Origin of the sequence: Ewingella sp. S1.OA.A_B6 (genome assembly GCF_049889095.1) — a bacterium.
Taxonomy (GTDB): Bacteria; Pseudomonadota; Gammaproteobacteria; order Enterobacterales; family Enterobacteriaceae; genus Ewingella.
Window position 1 is genome coordinate 12,934 of the sequence record NZ_JBLJFK010000021.1, and the last position, 14,420, is coordinate 27,353.

Consider the following 14,420-nt stretch of genomic DNA (forward strand, 5'->3'; position numbering starts at 1 on the left):
CGAGTGCCTGAAATCTGTCAGTCGACCCGCGTTCAGACAAAAGTTTATCCTTTCAGCTTTCTCATATGTTATTGCGGGGCGCGTCCGAGAAAACTATCCCAGTCTTTCCATACCGGTTGTAGCCCTGCAAGCATCAAGGCTTCAGCCACCTGTTGCGGTGAGCGGTTATCGTGCGGTGCAAATTGTTCAAGTTCAGGATGGTCATCATCGGCATAGCCACCAGGTTGGGTTTTAGATCCTGCGCTTACCTGGTTGATCGCCAACGGTACAACATGATCACGGAAATAGGGGGATTCCCTTGTTGATAGCGAAAGTTCTACATCCGGCGCAAAAAGACGAAATGCGCAGATCAACTGTACCAGCTGATTTTCCTCCAGGATCGATGCTGGCTCAATGCCGCCGGCACAAGGTCGCAGCCGCGGAAAAGCCACAGAATAGCGACTTTGCCAGTACGTCTGCTGCAGATAAAAAAGGTGTTCCGCGACCATATAACTGTCTGTACGCCAGTTGTTGGATAGCCCGAATAGCGCTCCAAGGCCGATTTTATCAATACCTGCCCGGCCCAAACGATCGGGTGTTTCAAGACGCCAGATGAAATCCTGCTTTTGGCCACGCAGATGGTGCAGGGCATAGGTCGGAGCGTGATATGTCTCCTGATAAACCAAAACACCATCCAGGCCGAGCATTTTTAGTTCGTGGTACTCATCCTGCGCCAGCGGCTGCACTTCAATCATCAGCGAGTCAAACTGGCTGCGGATCGCCGGGAAATGCTGGCGGAAGTAGTCCATCCCTACTTTGGCCTTATGTTCGCCGGTCACCAAGAGCAAGTGCTTGAATCCCAGCTTATTTAGCGCATCACACTCGCGGTGAATTTCCTCAGCATCCAGCGTTTTTCGCTTAATGCGATTACTCATAGAAAAGCCGCAATAAGTACATTCGTTGGCGCAAAGATTTGACAGATAAAGCGGAGCAAAGAAGTTCACCGTATTGCCAAAACGTTGCCGGGTCAGGACCTGTGCCTTGCGCGCCATCGGTTCAAGGTAAGTAAGGGCTGCGGGTGAAATCAACGCCATGAAGTCTTCACGGTTGAGTTTACTGTGGCTTAGTGCACGTTCGACATCATTGGCTGTTTTACTGTTGATGCGCAGGGAAATATCATCCCAGCCGAGCGCTGACCATCTCTCAGTAAAACTGCTCATAACTTCACCTGCGCAGTACTGAGAAATCCGGTTAACGGACTGGATGCTGAAGCCTCACGGCATTGCCCTCCCAAACCGCTTTGCCGTGCCAGCAAACCGGCCTCAACGGCCAAACGAAATGCCCGAGCCATGATGACCGGATCGCCAGAAACTGCGATGGCTGTATTAACTAATACGGCATCGGCGCCGATTTCGATAGCTTCAGCAGCCTGGCTTGGCGCCCCAATACCCGCATCGACAATCACCGGCACGCGCGCCTGTTCGATGATAATCTGCAAAAATTCGCGGGTCAGTAAGCCGCGATTGGAGCCGATTGGCGCACCCAGAGGCATCACGGCGGAGCATCCTGCTTCTTCGAGACGTTTGCAGAGCACGGGATCGGCGCTGCAATAGGGCAGAACGATAAATCCCTGCTTTACCAGGATCTCTGCGGCTTTCAATGTTTCTACTGCATCGGGCAGCAGGTATTTGACGTCGGGATGAATCTCCAGTTTTATCCAGGATGTCCCGAGCGCTTCCCGCGCCAGTTGTGCAGCAAAAACGGCTTCTTCGGCGGTTTTCGCCCCTGACGTATTTGGCAGTAACTGCACGCCGAGTGCCTGTAAAGGAGCCAGGATGTCATCACCACCGTAGCGCAGGTCGACGCGTTTCATTGCCATGGTCACTAGTTGAGAACCGGAAGCAGCCAGTGCCTGCTGCATCAGTGCGGCGCTGGAGAATTTCCCCGTTCCGGTTAACAGGTGCGAGGTAAAGGTTTTATCAGCAATCTTCAGCATGTCATCCTCCTGCTATAGCCTGAAACAGCAAAATGTTGTCGCCATCTTTAAGCCAGTGAACAGGCCAGTGATTGCGCGGAATAATCACCTGATTGACCGCCAGTGCGCTGCCCGTCAATTCCAGCGCTAAAATGTCCAGCAACTGAGAAATCGTGACTTCTTGATCAAAAAGGTGAGATTCATCATTGATGGCCAGGTTCATGAGTGTTCTCCGCAGGCAGTACAAGTCTCGGAACGAGTTAACTGAACCGTGCACCAACTCTGCTGTTTACCGTCGAATAATCTGAGCTTGCCGCTCAATGCGCTGCCCATTCCGGCGATTATTTTGAGTGTTTCAAGCGCCTGCAATGTGCCGATCACCCCGACTACCGGCCCGAGCACACCGGAGGTCCGGCAGTTGCGAATCGGCGTTGCCTGGTCGGGATACAGGCAGGCATAACAGCCTTGGGTATAAGGCGGTTCGAGGACGAACAACTGACCGCTGAAACCCACGGCGCTGCCGCTTATCAATGTTTTTTTTGCTTCAATACAGGCGCGATTCACTGCGTGGCGGGTTGCCATGTTATCGCTGCAGTCGAGGACCAGGTCAGCGACTGATACCGCCGCCGTCAGCGTATCGCCAGTCAGTCGCTCAGTGATGGATTCAACTTCACATAGCGGATTCAGCCGCAGTAATTCCCGCTTTGCCAGTCGTACTTTGGACTGATCCAAATCGGCTGTGCGGTATAAAATTTGCCGTTGGAGATTGGTAATGTGTAGCCGATCATCATCTGCCAGAATCAGTGTGCCGACACCCGCTGCGGCCAAGTACAAGGCTGCGGGAGAGCCGAGCCCGCCGAGGCCGACAATCAGCACTTTCGCCGCCTGAATTTTCTCCTGCCCTTTTGGGCCAAACTCCTCCAGTAACAACTGGCGGCTGTAACGCATAAATGCCTGATCACTAAGCATTATCAGCTCCTCCAGCTCCGCAGAGCATCAGCAGTTCGGCTGTTGCTGTCCGCCAGTCAGATGCCTGCGTGATTGCACTCACCACGGCAATGCTGCCAACACCGGTCGCCAGCACTGATGGCGTGCGCTCGAGGCTTATGCCACCAATGGCCACCGTTGGGAAACTATTATTCAGCTGCCGGAGGTGTCGGGTTAACGCTCCCAGGCCCTGCGGAGCTGAAGGCATCTCTTTAGTTTGGGTAGGGAAAATATGCCCGAGTGCGATGTAGGAGGGTTTTAGTGCTACCGCACGCGCCAGTTCGGCATCGTCATGAGTCGATATCCCCAGCCGTAAACCGGCCTGATACATTGCCTGTAAATCGGCGGTATTGAGATCTCCCTGTCCAAGATGTACGCCATAAGCTTGATGTTTTACTGCCAGACACCAGTAATCGTTGATGAATAACCGGGCGTTATATTTTCGACCTAACGCGATAGCTTCAACAATCGTTGGTTCTACCTCAACATCGTGCAGATCTTTTATCCGCAGTTGAATCGTTTTTACGCCGGCCTCCAATAGCCGGGCTATCCATTCGACGGTATTGACCACCGGATAGAGTCCCAGATGAAAAGGCACCGCAGGAAATGCGTGAAGTGTTGACATCATTTACCCGCCTGCGGGCTAAAGCTGTCCGCGGGATGGTAAAGTTCACTGCCGCGTGAACGGAACTCTGCTGACATTTTCACCATGCCAGACTCAATGATTTCGACCGGTTGGGCTTTGGCTTCGAGTGTTGCGGCATAATCTCGCACTTCTTGCGTGATTTTCATTGAGCAGAACTTTGGGCCGCACATCGAACAGAAGTGCGCGACTTTGCCGGATTCCTGCGGCAAGGTTTCATCGTGATATGCACGTGCCGTGGCCGGATCCAGTGCAAGATTGAACTGATCTTCCCAGCGGAATTCAAAGCGGGCTTTCGACATTGCGTTATCGCGGATCTGTGCCCCGGGATGACCTTTTGCTAGGTCGGCCGCGTGTGCGGCGATCTTATAAGCCATTAAACCCTGCTTAACATCTTCTTTATTGGGCAGTCCGAGATGTTCTTTTGGCGTGACGTAACACAGCATGGCACAGCCAAACCAGCCGATCATCGCTGCGCCAATGCCCGAAGTGAAATGGTCATAGCCCGGTGCAATATCCGTAGTCAACGGCCCCAACGTATAGAACGGTGCTTCGTGGCAATGTTCCAGCTCTTCGGTCATGTTGCGGCGGATCATCTGCATTGGCACATGCCCCGGCCCTTCTATCATCACCTGCACGTCGTATTCCCAGGCTATTTTGGTCAGCTCGCCCAACGTGCGCAGTTCCGCAAACTGTGCTTCATCGTTGGCGTCCTGAATCGAGCCTGGACGCAGGCCGTCGCCCAGTGACAGCGAGACGTCATAGGCAGCGCAGATTTCGCAAATCTCACGAAAATGCTCATACAGGAAGCTTTCGCGGTGATGTGACAGACACCATTTCGCCATGATCGAGCCGCCGCGTGAAACAATACCGGTCAGGCGTTTGGCGGTCATCGGTACATAACGCAATAACACCCCTGCATGGATGGTGAAGTAATCGACGCCTTGTTCCGCCTGCTCAAGCAGCGTATCGCGGAACATTTCCCAGTTCAGGTCTTCGGCCACGCCGTTTACTTTCTCAAGCGCCTGATAAATCGGCACGGTGCCAATCGGAACCGGGCTGTTGCGCAGGATCCACTCGCGGGTTTCGTGAATATATCGGCCGGTGGAGAGATCCATCACGGTATCTGCGCCCCAGCGGGTTGACCACACCAGTTTCTCCACTTCTTCTTCGATGGACGACGTGACCGCAGAGTTACCAATATTGGCATTGATTTTAACCAGGAAATTGCGTCCGATGATCATCGGTTCGGATTCCGGATGGTTAATGTTGGCCGGGATAATAGCCCGGCCAGCCGCCACTTCCTGGCGTACAAATTCAGGGGTGATATTGGCCTGAAGATGAGCACCGAAACTTTCTCCCGGATGCTGCTGAAGTAACACCTTGCCGCGAATTCTCTCGCGGCCCATGTTTTCACGCAGGGCAATGAACTCCATTTCCGGTGTCACAATACCCTTGCGGGCGTAATGTAACTGGGTGACGTTTTTGCCGACTGAAGCTTTGCGCGGGTGTGGAAGGCTTTCAAATCGCAGATGTTCAAGACCTTCATCGGCCAGCCGCTGCTGAGTAAAGCCGGAGCTGGCCTGAGGCAGTGCGTCGGTATCGTCGCGCTCGAGGATCCAACCGGTGCGCAGCTTTGCTAAACCAGCATGGACATCAATGGTCGCGGCGGGATCGCCATAGGGACCGGCTGTGTCATACACCGGAATAGCTTCATTAGCTTCGTATTGCGGATCATCTTTACTGCTACTGATTAATGTTGGGCTGAGTTGGATTTCCCTCATCGGTACTTGCACATCGGCGCGTTCGCCCTGCAAATAAATGCGTTTAGAGTTGGGGAAAGCGACACCTTGTAGGTTGTCAATATACTGCTGAGCTTCGGCGCGCTGTTCGCGGCGGTTGGATCTTTTTGGGGCGTTGGATTGAATCGTCGACATAGCAAATTCCTCGTCTTGTTTTTCATTATAAAAAACGTGATAGAAAAAACGTGATGGAAAATTGCTTGTCTGGAGGTTTACGGCAGGAGTAAAAACGGTCGGTTTAGCGGATCGAGGCCGTGGCTGAGCAGGGCCGTAAAGAGGCTAAACGCATGACATTACCCTTGTTCCCTTCGCGGGTATTAACCCGATCAGGTTCCGCGGATCCCGAATTAACGGTCTCAGCCTGGCGTAACGTCCGTGAGGAACATCATGCGCTAGGCACTCCGACAAGAAGCCCCAATATAGGAGGCCGTTTTGAAAACTACAACTAAAACTACACCCTGTGCAGAGTTTTACCCCTGAGACGGCTTACGCCGGTCTGGCGAGATGCTCATCATTGGTGGGCGGTAAAGGCGCACCATTAACAGGATCAAAGGCCATAATAATCAGTTGATCTTCCAGCTGAAAACGGGCATCCAGCGCCTCACCGATGTCAGATAATGCATAATGGAAAGCGAAGGCATTTTCATCATCAATGTCATTGTCGGTATAACTGTCATGGAAAGCCATTATAGCTTCGGTATTGAGCTCGAGTGCAGGGTAGATTTTCGACGCGAGCAGTTTTTTCGGGCTATCAATGCCCGCAACTTCATCAATAATACGTTGATAAAGGTGGAAATGGCCGGAGGAAAGATAGTCCACCAAATTATGGCAAAAGTTATCCAGCGCTTTTTCGTTTAGCGGGGTATGCTTTTCTTTATTCGGCTTTAGGCCCACGAGGGTGCAATAAGAAACTAACAACTCTTTGCGTGCGTGAAGCCATTGATCGATAAACTCATTACTGCCACCAACGCGTTGGGTCAGTCTTTCCAGACTATTTAGCATGGTTGACTCCGAGAGCGAGAGAAAAGTAACCAAAATGTTAAAGGTTACTAATATTTTACTTCCGAAAACCAGATTGTCAGTCTCGTCGAGGTTATGCAACAACAATATGGAATTACAGATAACAGACCAACATAACGGCTGGTGGGTCATCAGTCATGAAGGCAAACTCTGGCTGCCTCAGGGGGAGTTGCCTTTCGGTGATTCGGCTGATTTTTCGCTGGTCGGTAAAACAGGTCGGCAAATCGGTGAATGGCAAGGTTCTCCGGTCTGGCTGGTGCGCCAGCCGATGAATAACCATATGGTTTCCGCCCGGCAACTGCTGGACCAGGAAAAGGGTTTGTTCCAGCTGGTGGGCCGTGGTGTGCAACTGTCCGAGTTTTATCGTTCGCATAAATTCTGTGGATATTGTGGTCACGAGATGCATGTCAGCAAGACCGAATGGGCTGCGTTGTGCGCGCATTGCCGCGAGCGTTATTACCCGCAAATTGCGCCTTGCATCATTGTGGCTATCCGTAAAGGCGACGAGATTTTATTGGCTCAGCATGTGCGACATCGTAACGGGATCCACACCGTGCTGGCGGGTTTTGTCGAGGTCGGAGAAACGCTGGAAGAAACCGTTGCCCGTGAGGTGATGGAAGAGAGCAACGTGCAAGTTAAAAACGTACGTTATATCAGTTCGCAGCCCTGGCCTTTCCCTAACTCCCTGATGATGGCGTTTATGGCCGACTACGACAGCGGCGAGATCAAGCACGATCCGAAAGAGTTACTCAATGCCGGTTGGTACCGGTTTGACGCACTGCCTCATTTGCCGCCAGCAGGCACTATCGCCCGACGTCTGATCGAAGACACGGTGGTTCTGTGCCGCGCCGAGCGCAATAGTGAGCTATGATAATGCCCAATTATTTAGGGTCAGAAGATTTGGGTCAGCAGATGATGAAGGAAATCCCCAATGAGTGAGTTGAAGAATGATCGCTACCTTCGCGCTTTATTGCGTCAACCGGTAGATGTTACGCCAGTGTGGATGATGCGCCAGGCAGGACGCTATTTGCCTGAGTACAAAGAGATCCGCGCACAGGCCGGTGACTTCATGTCACTGTGCAAAAACGCTGAACTGGCCTGTGAAGTGACTCTTCAGCCGCTGCGTCGCTATCCGCTGGATGCGGCGATTCTGTTCTCCGATATCCTGACCATTCCTGACGCAATGGGGCTGGGGCTGTATTTTGAAGCGGGTGAAGGTCCTCGTTTTTCTTCTCCGCTGACCAATCGTGCTGATGTAGAGAAGCTGCCCGTTCCCGATCCTGAAATGGAACTGGGCTACGTGATGAATGCCGTTCGCACTATCCGTAAAAACCTCAAAGGTGAAGTGCCGCTTATCGGTTTTTCCGGCAGTCCATGGACGTTGGCCACCTATATGGTTGAAGGTGGCAGCAGTAAGGCCTTCACCAAAATCAAAAAGATGATGTATGCCGAACCTGCAACGCTGCATCTACTGCTGGATAAACTGGCCGATAGCGTGATTTTGTATCTTAACGCGCAAATCAAGGCCGGTGCGCAGTCCGTGATGATATTTGATACCTGGGGCGGTGTGCTGACGCCTCGCGACTACCGTGAGTTCTCGCTTAACTATATGCATAAGATTGTTGACGGTCTGATCCGTGAACATGACGGTTACCGCGTACCGGTGACCTTATTTACTAAAGGTGGTGGTCAGTGGCTTGAAGCGATGGCTGCAACGGGTTGTGATGCGCTGGGCCTCGACTGGACGATCGACATAGCGGATGCGCGCCGTCGTGTCGGCAACAACGTTGCTCTGCAGGGAAATATGGATCCTTCTATGCTTTACGCGGTGCCAGCGCGAATTGAGCAGGAAGTGGAAACTATTCTGTCTGGCTTCGGCAAAGGCAATGGTCATGTCTTTAACCTGGGGCATGGCATTCATCTGGATGTTCCGCCTGAAAACGCGGGGACGTTTGTAGAGGCCGTGCACAGCTTGTCACGTCGTTATCACGAATAAGACTCAGCCAGTTAAGGTAATGGAATGATTGATACTCGGGTTTTACGGGAAGAACAACGCGTACTGGCTCACAGCATTGTTTTGCAGGATCCTGATGATTTTCAGACGCCGCAGCTTATCGCCGGCGCAGATGTCGGTTTTGAGCAAGGCGGTGAAGTGACCAGGGCAGCAATAGTCGTATTACACTATCCATCGCTGGAACTGGTGGACTATCAAATTGCCCGTATCCCGACCACCATGCCTTATATCCCCGGCTTCCTCTCCTTTCGCGAACTCCCTGCACTGATGCAAGCATGGCAGCAATTAGAGCAGCATCCTGATCTGGTGCTGGTGGATGGTCAGGGTATTGCACATCCGCGTCGTTTGGGAGTTGCCAGTCATTTCGGTTTAATGATTGATGTGCCAACTATCGGCGTTGCTAAAAGCCGTTTGTACGGAAAGTTTTTGCCGCTGGATGATCCTCTCTTCAGCAAGCAATCCCTGTATGACCATGATGAGCAGATTGGATGGGTGTGGCGCAGTAAACTACGCTGTAACCCATTGTTCATCTCGCCGGGTAATCACATCAGCCTTGAATCGGCCTTTTTCTGGGTAGAGCAATGCATGCGTGGTTACCGTTTGCCGGAACCTACCCGTTGGGCTGATGCAGTGGCGTCAAATCGTACCACTTTTCAGCGCTGGCAACGGTTGAGCAGCAATCTTTAGGAATCAAGGCATAGGGATCTTGATTTATTTCAGGTAAACTTCTGCGCAGAAAAAGTTAAAGAGAACCAACCATGTTACGTAATCCAATACATTTACGTCTGGAAAAGCTTGAAAGCTGGCAACATCTGACGTTTATGGCGAGTCTGTGCGAACGCATGTATCCCAACTATCAGATGTTTTGTCTGCAATCTGGGTTCGGCGAGGCTCAGCTTTATCGCCGTATTCTGGATTTAGTTTGGGAAACCCTGGTGGTCAAAGAAGCAAAAGTTAATTTTGACTCCCAGCTTGAGAAACTAGAAGAGGCGATCCCTTCCTCTGATGATTACGACATTTATGGTGTTTACCCGGCCATTGATGCCTGTATCGCATTAGGCGAACTGATTCATTCGCGTCTTAGTGGTGAAACGTTGTCGCATGCGATTGCTGTCAGTGAAACATCAATCCGCACCGTCGCTATGCTGGAGATGACTCAGGCTGGTAAAGAAATGACCGATGAAGAGCTCAAAGTCATTCCTGCGGTAGAGGAAGAATGGGACATTCAATGGGAGATTTTTCGCCTGTTGGCTGACTGTGAAGAGCGTGACCTTGAATTAATAAAAGGGTTACGTTCTGACCTGCGTGAAGCTGCTGTAAGTAACATCGGCATAAATTTAACGCAATAAGGCAAGAAAACGTGATTTAACGCCTGATTTGTCGTGCCTTAAGGCTTCACATCCGCACCCTGTCTGGTCTACATTTGGGGTGCGTAAAAAAAGTGGCTATCGGTGCGTGTATGCAGGAGGGTGCTGTCAATCGGCATATCCGTCGCACTCGATGCTTTGCAAACGATAAACACACTGTAAAGGATAACTTATGAACAAGACTCAACTGATTGATGTAATTGCGGACAAAGCTGATCTTTCCAAAGCACAGGCCAAAGTTGCTCTTGAATCTACTCTGTCTGCTATTACCGAGTCTCTGAAAGAAGGTGATGCTGTGCAATTGGTTGGTTTCGGGACTTTCAAGGTAAATCATCGTAACGAGCGTACTGGTCGTAACCCACAGACTGGTAAAGAAATCAAAATCGCAGCTGCCAACGTGCCTGCGTTCGTTTCTGGTAAAGCTCTGAAAGAAGCTGTTAAGTAATTGCTTGCAGTGAAAAGAATAAGCGAGGGGGTGGCTAATATACCCCCTTTGTTTATCACCCCCAGACTGGCGGCTGCATTGCTGATGCTCAGTCTGGTGGGTTGCAGTTCCCACGAAGACACCCCACGTTTTACCGCCAGCGGCTACGTAGCCGACCAAGGTATCAATCGCTTATGGCGACTCGACAACGATCAGCATCAACCCCAGACAATTATCAACGTGTATAGCCCCTATTATGGTGGTGACACGGTGATCAGCCGTTATGAATATCAACAGGGCCAGTTGCATTTGTTGAGAGAAATGCATGCGGCGAAAACTGATTTAGGCGTCATGTTGCGTTTCGATAACGAAGGCAATGTCAGTTTTATGCAACGGCAACTGCCTGAAAGACGTGAAAAGCTCTCTTCTGACGATATTGAGTTGTACAAGTATCAGGCCAGTAAATTACTGAACCTAAGCAACACGCTGCGTGCAGGCAATGTTGAACTGGTACAGGGGCAGTGGAAGCAGGGCGTGATCACCTCCTGCACGGGGCAACCGGTTACGCCTTCACTCAGCATTCGTTCGCAGGTCTGGCTGGCAAAACGCGCTTCGCGATCAAATGACCAACTGGGGCTTGCGTGGCTCAGTGCGCCAGAGGGCGATGAACTGCTACTGGTTGCCAACGAGGATTTCTGTAAATGGGAACCTAAAGAGTCAGACTTCTGACACGGTTATCCTTGGTATAGAATAGAAAAAGTAAGGCACGCCAAAGCGTGCCTTACTGCTGTTTGGATCAGGATCACTTTTCCTGCTCACGGGCTATCGCGCGGTAACCTATGTCTTTGCGGCAAAAACTGCCTTCCCAGCGAATATCTTTCGCCAACTGGTAAGCCCGGAGCTGCGCAGCCGCCACAGTTTTACCCAGCGCAGTCACGCATAAAACGCGCCCGCCATTGGTTACCACACGTTCATTCTGCAAACGTGTCCCGGCATGGAACACTTTACCATCCGGTACTTCCTCCAGTGGCAGGCCGTAGATAACCTCACCGTTGGTGTAATCTCCCGGATAACCACCCGCTGCCAGAACAACACCCAGTGAAGGGCGTGGATCCCATTCTGATGTGACTTCATCCAGACGTCCTTCTGCACCAGCCAGACAAAGTTCGACCAGATCGGAGCGCATACGTAACATAATAGGTTGTGTTTCTGGGTCACCAAAGCGGCAGTTGAACTCAATCACCTTCGGCTGGCCATCAGCAGAAATCATCAGGCCAGCGTACAGGAAGCCGGTATAAGTATTGTTCTCTGCTGCCATGCCGCGCACGGTTGGCCAGATAATTTGATCCATGACGCGCTGGTGGATCTCATCAGTGACGACCGGCGCCGGTGAATAAGCACCCATCCCGCCAGTATTAGGACCGGTGTCTGCGTTGCCGACACGTTTGTGATCCTGGCTGGTGGCCATTGGCAGCACGTGCTCACCGTCAACCATCACAATAAAGCTGGCCTCTTCGCCGTCCAGAAACTCTTCGATCACGATGCGATGTCCGGCATCACCAAACGCATTTCCCGCCAGCATGTCGTTAACTGCAGCTTCGGCTTCTTCCAGCGTCATCGCTACGATCACACCCTTACCTGCGGCAAGGCCATCGGCTTTAATGACGATGGGTGCACCTTTACTACGCAGATAAGCCAGTGCCGGTTCGAGATCGGTAAAGTTCTGGTAATCGGCACTTGGAATGTGATGGCGAGCCAGGAAATCTTTGGTGAAGGCTTTAGAGCCTTCAAGCTGCGCAGCTTCCTGCGTCGGGCCAAAGATCTTCATGCCAGCCGTGCGGAAAGCATCCACCACGCCAATCACCAGCGGCGCTTCAGGGCCGACAACGGTCAGGCCGATATCATTACTTTTGGCAAACGCCAGCAAACCGGCAATATCTGTTGCGGCGATATCAACATTTTCCAGCAATGGCTCCAGTGCGGTGCCAGCATTGCCTGGTGCGACATACACTTTATCCGCCAGTGGGGACTGAGAGGCTTTCCATGCCAGAGCATGTTCACGACCACCATTGCCGATAATTAAAATATTCATTCGAAGACTCCGGGTGAGCGGGCGTCGTTTGGCACCCGCTGAAAGAATTAGTCAGTCGCTATTAATGACGGAAATGACGCATATCCGTAAACAGCATAGCAATACCGTGTTCGTTGGCAGCGGCGATCACTTCATCGTCGCGAATGGAGCCACCCGGTTGGATCACACAGGTAATACCGACGGCTGCTGCTGCATCAATACCGTCACGGAACGGAAAGAATGCGTCAGAGGCCATAACGGAACCTGCAACCTCCAGACCTTCATCTGCGGCTTTAATCCCAGCGATTTTAGCGGAGTACACTCGGCTCATTTGACCAGCACCAATACCGATGGTCATTTTGTCGCGTGCATAAACAATGGCGTTAGATTTCACGAATTTTGCCACTTTCCAGCAGAACAGCGCGTCATTCAGCTCTTGCTCAGTAGGTTGGCGGGATGAAACCACGCGAAGATCTTGGGTATCGATCATGCCTAAGTCACGATCCTGAACTAGCAAACCGCCGTTGACGCGTTTGAAATCCAGCGCGTTGGTGCGTTCCTGCCATTGTCCGCAAGTCAGAACGCGGACATTCTGTTTGGCGGCGGTCAGTGCCAGCGCTTCATCACTAACGGAAGGCGCGATAATGACTTCCACAAACTGACGGCTGATGATGGCTTTCGCGGTGTCGGCATCCAATTCACGGTTGAAAGCGATAATGCCGCCGAAGGCTGACGTTGGGTCAGTTTTGTATGCGCGTTCGTAAGCGGCAAAAATCGAGTCACCTACAGCTACGCCACAAGGGTTAGCGTGCTTGACGATCACGCAGGCAGGTTCTGCAAACTCTTTAACGCACTCCAGTGCAGCGTCGGTATCTGCGATGTTGTTATAGGAGAGTGCTTTGCCCTGCAGTTGCTGCGAAGTGGCAACCGATGCTTCGTTAACATTCTCTTCTATATAGAAGGCGGCGTTTTGATGGCTGTTTTCACCGTAGCGCATATCCTGCTTCTTGATATAGCTGAGGTTCAGGGTGCGGGGGAACTGGCCGGAAGGTTTGTCGGTTTCACCGTGATAAGCCGGAACCATTGTGCCAAAGTAGTTAGCAATCATGCCGTCATAAGCAGCAGTATGCTCGAAGGCTTTAATCGCTAGGTTGAAACGGGTTGCTAATGTCAGAGAGCCGTCATTGTTGTCCATCTCTTCAATAATAGAAGCAAAGTCACCATTCTTGACTATGATAGCCACGTCTTTATGGTTCTTCGCGGCAGAGCGAACCATGGTAGGCCCGCCAATATCAATATTCTCGACGGCATCTTCCAAAGAACAGTCCGTGCGCGCGACAGTTTGCGCGAACGGATAAAGGTTAACGACTACCATGTCAATTGGAGCAATGGCGTGCTGCGCCATAATCTCATCATCCTTGCCACGACGGCCTAAAATCCCACCATGCACTTTCGGATGCAATGTTTTGACTCGTCCATCCATCATTTCCGGAAATCCGGTGTAGTCAGAAACTTCGGTCACAGGCAGACCAGCATCAGCTATCAGACGCGCGGTACCTCCAGTAGAGAGTAATTCCACGCCACGCTGAGTGAGTGCCTGGGCGAATTCTACAATACCGGCCTTGTCAGAAACGCTGAGCAGGGCGCGGCGGATTGGACGAGATTCTTGCATGGTGGTTATATCCTTGGCTTTGGAGTCGTAATAAAGAGCGTTACCAGAATTCAATGACCGCTTTTTTCTGTTTATACAGAGCAATTTTCAGTAAAACGCGGGAATGAGTTCAGATAACGGTCCTTTGAACACTCACTTTTCATTTGTTGCCCATTATGGACAATGAAAACTGACGCGCGAAATTGTAGCGAAAACGATTGCGCGGCGCTCGTGAAATTTGAGTTTCCTGGTCGTCTGTGGATAAGGTTGTGTAAAACACGGTATAAGCGGTGTATTTGCTGTGGAATGCAGCAAACAGTGTTTTTTCCTAAAATTACCCCTTGCGGCCGGCTCAGAACTCCCTATAATGCCGCTCCATCGACAGGGAACAACGTGAACAACATCACGGAGTAACCGGGTCGGAAAGATTAAAAACAGCGGCAACCGAATGAAATAAACGGTTGACACTGAAAGAGGAAAGCGTAGT

At 51.4% G+C, this 14,420-nt stretch carries 15 protein-coding genes and 1 riboswitch; of the genes, 6 read left to right on the forward strand and 9 right to left on the reverse strand.

Features of this window, described 5'->3' with window-relative positions; translation table 11 throughout:
• Positions 1-68: 68 nt before the first annotated feature.
• The 7 genes from thiH to rsd form a co-directional block, all read right to left on the reverse strand.
• Positions 69-1,199: a 2-iminoacetate synthase ThiH gene (thiH, locus tag ACMV8I_RS20810; RefSeq protein WP_498867086.1), complete on the reverse strand. Its 1,131-nt coding sequence runs from the start codon at positions 1,197-1,199 to the stop codon at positions 69-71.
• The gene (locus tag ACMV8I_RS20815; protein WP_498867087.1) at positions 1,196-1,975 is read right to left on the reverse strand and encodes a thiazole synthase; all 780 of its coding nucleotides are present in this window, start codon (positions 1,973-1,975) and stop codon (positions 1,196-1,198) included. Before ACMV8I_RS20815 ends, thiH begins: the two co-directional genes overlap by 4 nt.
• Before the next feature lies 1 nt (position 1,976).
• Positions 1,977-2,177, reverse strand: coding sequence for a sulfur carrier protein ThiS (gene thiS / locus ACMV8I_RS20820; protein ID WP_498867088.1), 201 nt, complete (start codon positions 2,175-2,177; stop codon positions 1,977-1,979).
• Entirely contained in the window at positions 2,174-2,923 is a 750-nt protein-coding gene (locus tag ACMV8I_RS20825) for a HesA/MoeB/ThiF family protein (RefSeq protein ID WP_498867089.1), read from the reverse strand. The genes thiS and ACMV8I_RS20825 overlap by 4 nt, the downstream gene beginning before the upstream one ends.
• Complete coding sequence (gene thiE, locus ACMV8I_RS20830) at positions 2,916-3,569, reverse strand: thiamine phosphate synthase (protein ID WP_498867090.1); 654 nt, start codon at positions 3,567-3,569, stop codon at positions 2,916-2,918. The genes ACMV8I_RS20825 and thiE overlap by 8 nt, the downstream gene beginning before the upstream one ends.
• Entirely contained in the window at positions 3,566-5,521 is a 1,956-nt protein-coding gene (gene thiC, locus ACMV8I_RS20835) for a phosphomethylpyrimidine synthase ThiC (RefSeq protein ID WP_498867091.1), read from the reverse strand. The genes thiE and thiC overlap by 4 nt, the downstream gene beginning before the upstream one ends.
• 151 nt (positions 5,522-5,672) lie before the next feature.
• Positions 5,673-5,800: riboswitch (TPP riboswitch) on the reverse strand.
• A 72-nt stretch (positions 5,801-5,872) separates the two neighbouring features.
• On the reverse strand, positions 5,873-6,388 hold the full coding sequence (gene rsd / locus ACMV8I_RS20840; RefSeq protein ID WP_498867092.1) for a sigma D regulator: 516 nt from the start codon (positions 6,386-6,388) through the stop codon (positions 5,873-5,875).
• Between the two features lie 106 nt (positions 6,389-6,494).
• Here rsd and nudC point away from each other — a divergent pair, with 106 nt between their 5' ends.
• From nudC to ACMV8I_RS20870, 6 genes are all read left to right on the forward strand, one after another.
• A complete protein-coding gene (gene nudC / locus ACMV8I_RS20845; RefSeq protein WP_498867093.1) occupies positions 6,495-7,277 on the forward strand; it encodes an NAD(+) diphosphatase in 783 nt (260 codons plus the stop codon).
• Between the two features lie 60 nt (positions 7,278-7,337).
• Positions 7,338-8,402 carry a uroporphyrinogen decarboxylase gene (gene hemE / locus ACMV8I_RS20850; RefSeq protein ID WP_498867094.1) on the forward strand — a complete coding sequence of 355 codons (1,065 nt, stop codon included), beginning with the start codon at positions 7,338-7,340 and terminating at the stop codon, positions 8,400-8,402.
• 24 nt (positions 8,403-8,426) lie between these two features.
• Entirely contained in the window at positions 8,427-9,107 is a 681-nt protein-coding gene (gene nfi / locus ACMV8I_RS20855; RefSeq protein WP_498867095.1) for a deoxyribonuclease V, read from the forward strand.
• 71 nt (positions 9,108-9,178) lie between these two features.
• Positions 9,179-9,769 (forward strand): YjaG family protein, encoded by a 591-nt coding sequence (locus ACMV8I_RS20860; RefSeq protein WP_498867096.1) that lies wholly within the window; start codon positions 9,179-9,181, stop codon positions 9,767-9,769.
• A gap of 190 nt (positions 9,770-9,959) precedes the next feature.
• Positions 9,960-10,232, forward strand: a complete 273-nt coding sequence (gene hupA, locus ACMV8I_RS20865) for a nucleoid-associated protein HU-alpha (RefSeq protein WP_497230657.1) — start codon at positions 9,960-9,962, stop codon at positions 10,230-10,232.
• Positions 10,233-10,316: 84 nt separating this feature from the next.
• A complete protein-coding gene (locus tag ACMV8I_RS20870; protein ID WP_498867099.1) occupies positions 10,317-10,940 on the forward strand; it encodes a DUF1481 domain-containing protein in 624 nt (207 codons plus the stop codon).
• Positions 10,941-11,013: 73 nt separating this feature from the next.
• Here the strand turns inward: ACMV8I_RS20870 and purD are convergent, their stop codons facing one another.
• Both purD and purH read right to left on the reverse strand, forming a co-directional pair.
• Positions 11,014-12,303: a phosphoribosylamine--glycine ligase gene (purD, locus tag ACMV8I_RS20875; protein ID WP_498867097.1), complete on the reverse strand. Its 1,290-nt coding sequence runs from the start codon at positions 12,301-12,303 to the stop codon at positions 11,014-11,016.
• A 61-nt stretch (positions 12,304-12,364) separates the two neighbouring features.
• Positions 12,365-13,954: a bifunctional phosphoribosylaminoimidazolecarboxamide formyltransferase/IMP cyclohydrolase gene (gene purH / locus ACMV8I_RS20880; protein ID WP_498867098.1), complete on the reverse strand. Its 1,590-nt coding sequence runs from the start codon at positions 13,952-13,954 to the stop codon at positions 12,365-12,367.
• Positions 13,955-14,420 lie beyond the last annotated feature (466 nt).

Coding starts and splice junctions, on each gene's coding strand:
- thiH (WP_498867086.1), bottom strand. CDS start 1,199: ATGAGCAGTTTTACTGAGAGATGGTCAGCGCTCGGCTGGGATGATATT.
- ACMV8I_RS20815 (WP_498867087.1), bottom strand. CDS start 1,975: ATGCTGAAGATTGCTGATAAAACCTTTACCTCGCACCTGTTAACCGGA.
- thiS (WP_498867088.1), bottom strand. CDS start 2,177: ATGAACCTGGCCATCAATGATGAATCTCACCTTTTTGATCAAGAAGTC.
- ACMV8I_RS20825 (WP_498867089.1), bottom strand. CDS start 2,923: ATGCTTAGTGATCAGGCATTTATGCGTTACAGCCGCCAGTTGTTACTG.
- thiE (WP_498867090.1), bottom strand. CDS start 3,569: ATGATGTCAACACTTCACGCATTTCCTGCGGTGCCTTTTCATCTGGGA.
- thiC (WP_498867091.1), bottom strand. CDS start 5,521: ATGTCGACGATTCAATCCAACGCCCCAAAAAGATCCAACCGCCGCGAA.
- rsd (WP_498867092.1), bottom strand. CDS start 6,388: ATGCTAAATAGTCTGGAAAGACTGACCCAACGCGTTGGTGGCAGTAAT.
- nudC (WP_498867093.1), top strand. CDS start 6,495: ATGGAATTACAGATAACAGACCAACATAACGGCTGGTGGGTCATCAGT.
- hemE (WP_498867094.1), top strand. CDS start 7,338: ATGAGTGAGTTGAAGAATGATCGCTACCTTCGCGCTTTATTGCGTCAA.
- nfi (WP_498867095.1), top strand. CDS start 8,427: ATGATTGATACTCGGGTTTTACGGGAAGAACAACGCGTACTGGCTCAC.
- ACMV8I_RS20860 (WP_498867096.1), top strand. CDS start 9,179: ATGTTACGTAATCCAATACATTTACGTCTGGAAAAGCTTGAAAGCTGG.
- hupA (WP_497230657.1), top strand. CDS start 9,960: ATGAACAAGACTCAACTGATTGATGTAATTGCGGACAAAGCTGATCTT.
- ACMV8I_RS20870 (WP_498867099.1), top strand. CDS start 10,317: ATGCTCAGTCTGGTGGGTTGCAGTTCCCACGAAGACACCCCACGTTTT.
- purD (WP_498867097.1), bottom strand. CDS start 12,303: ATGAATATTTTAATTATCGGCAATGGTGGTCGTGAACATGCTCTGGCA.
- purH (WP_498867098.1), bottom strand. CDS start 13,954: ATGCAAGAATCTCGTCCAATCCGCCGCGCCCTGCTCAGCGTTTCTGAC.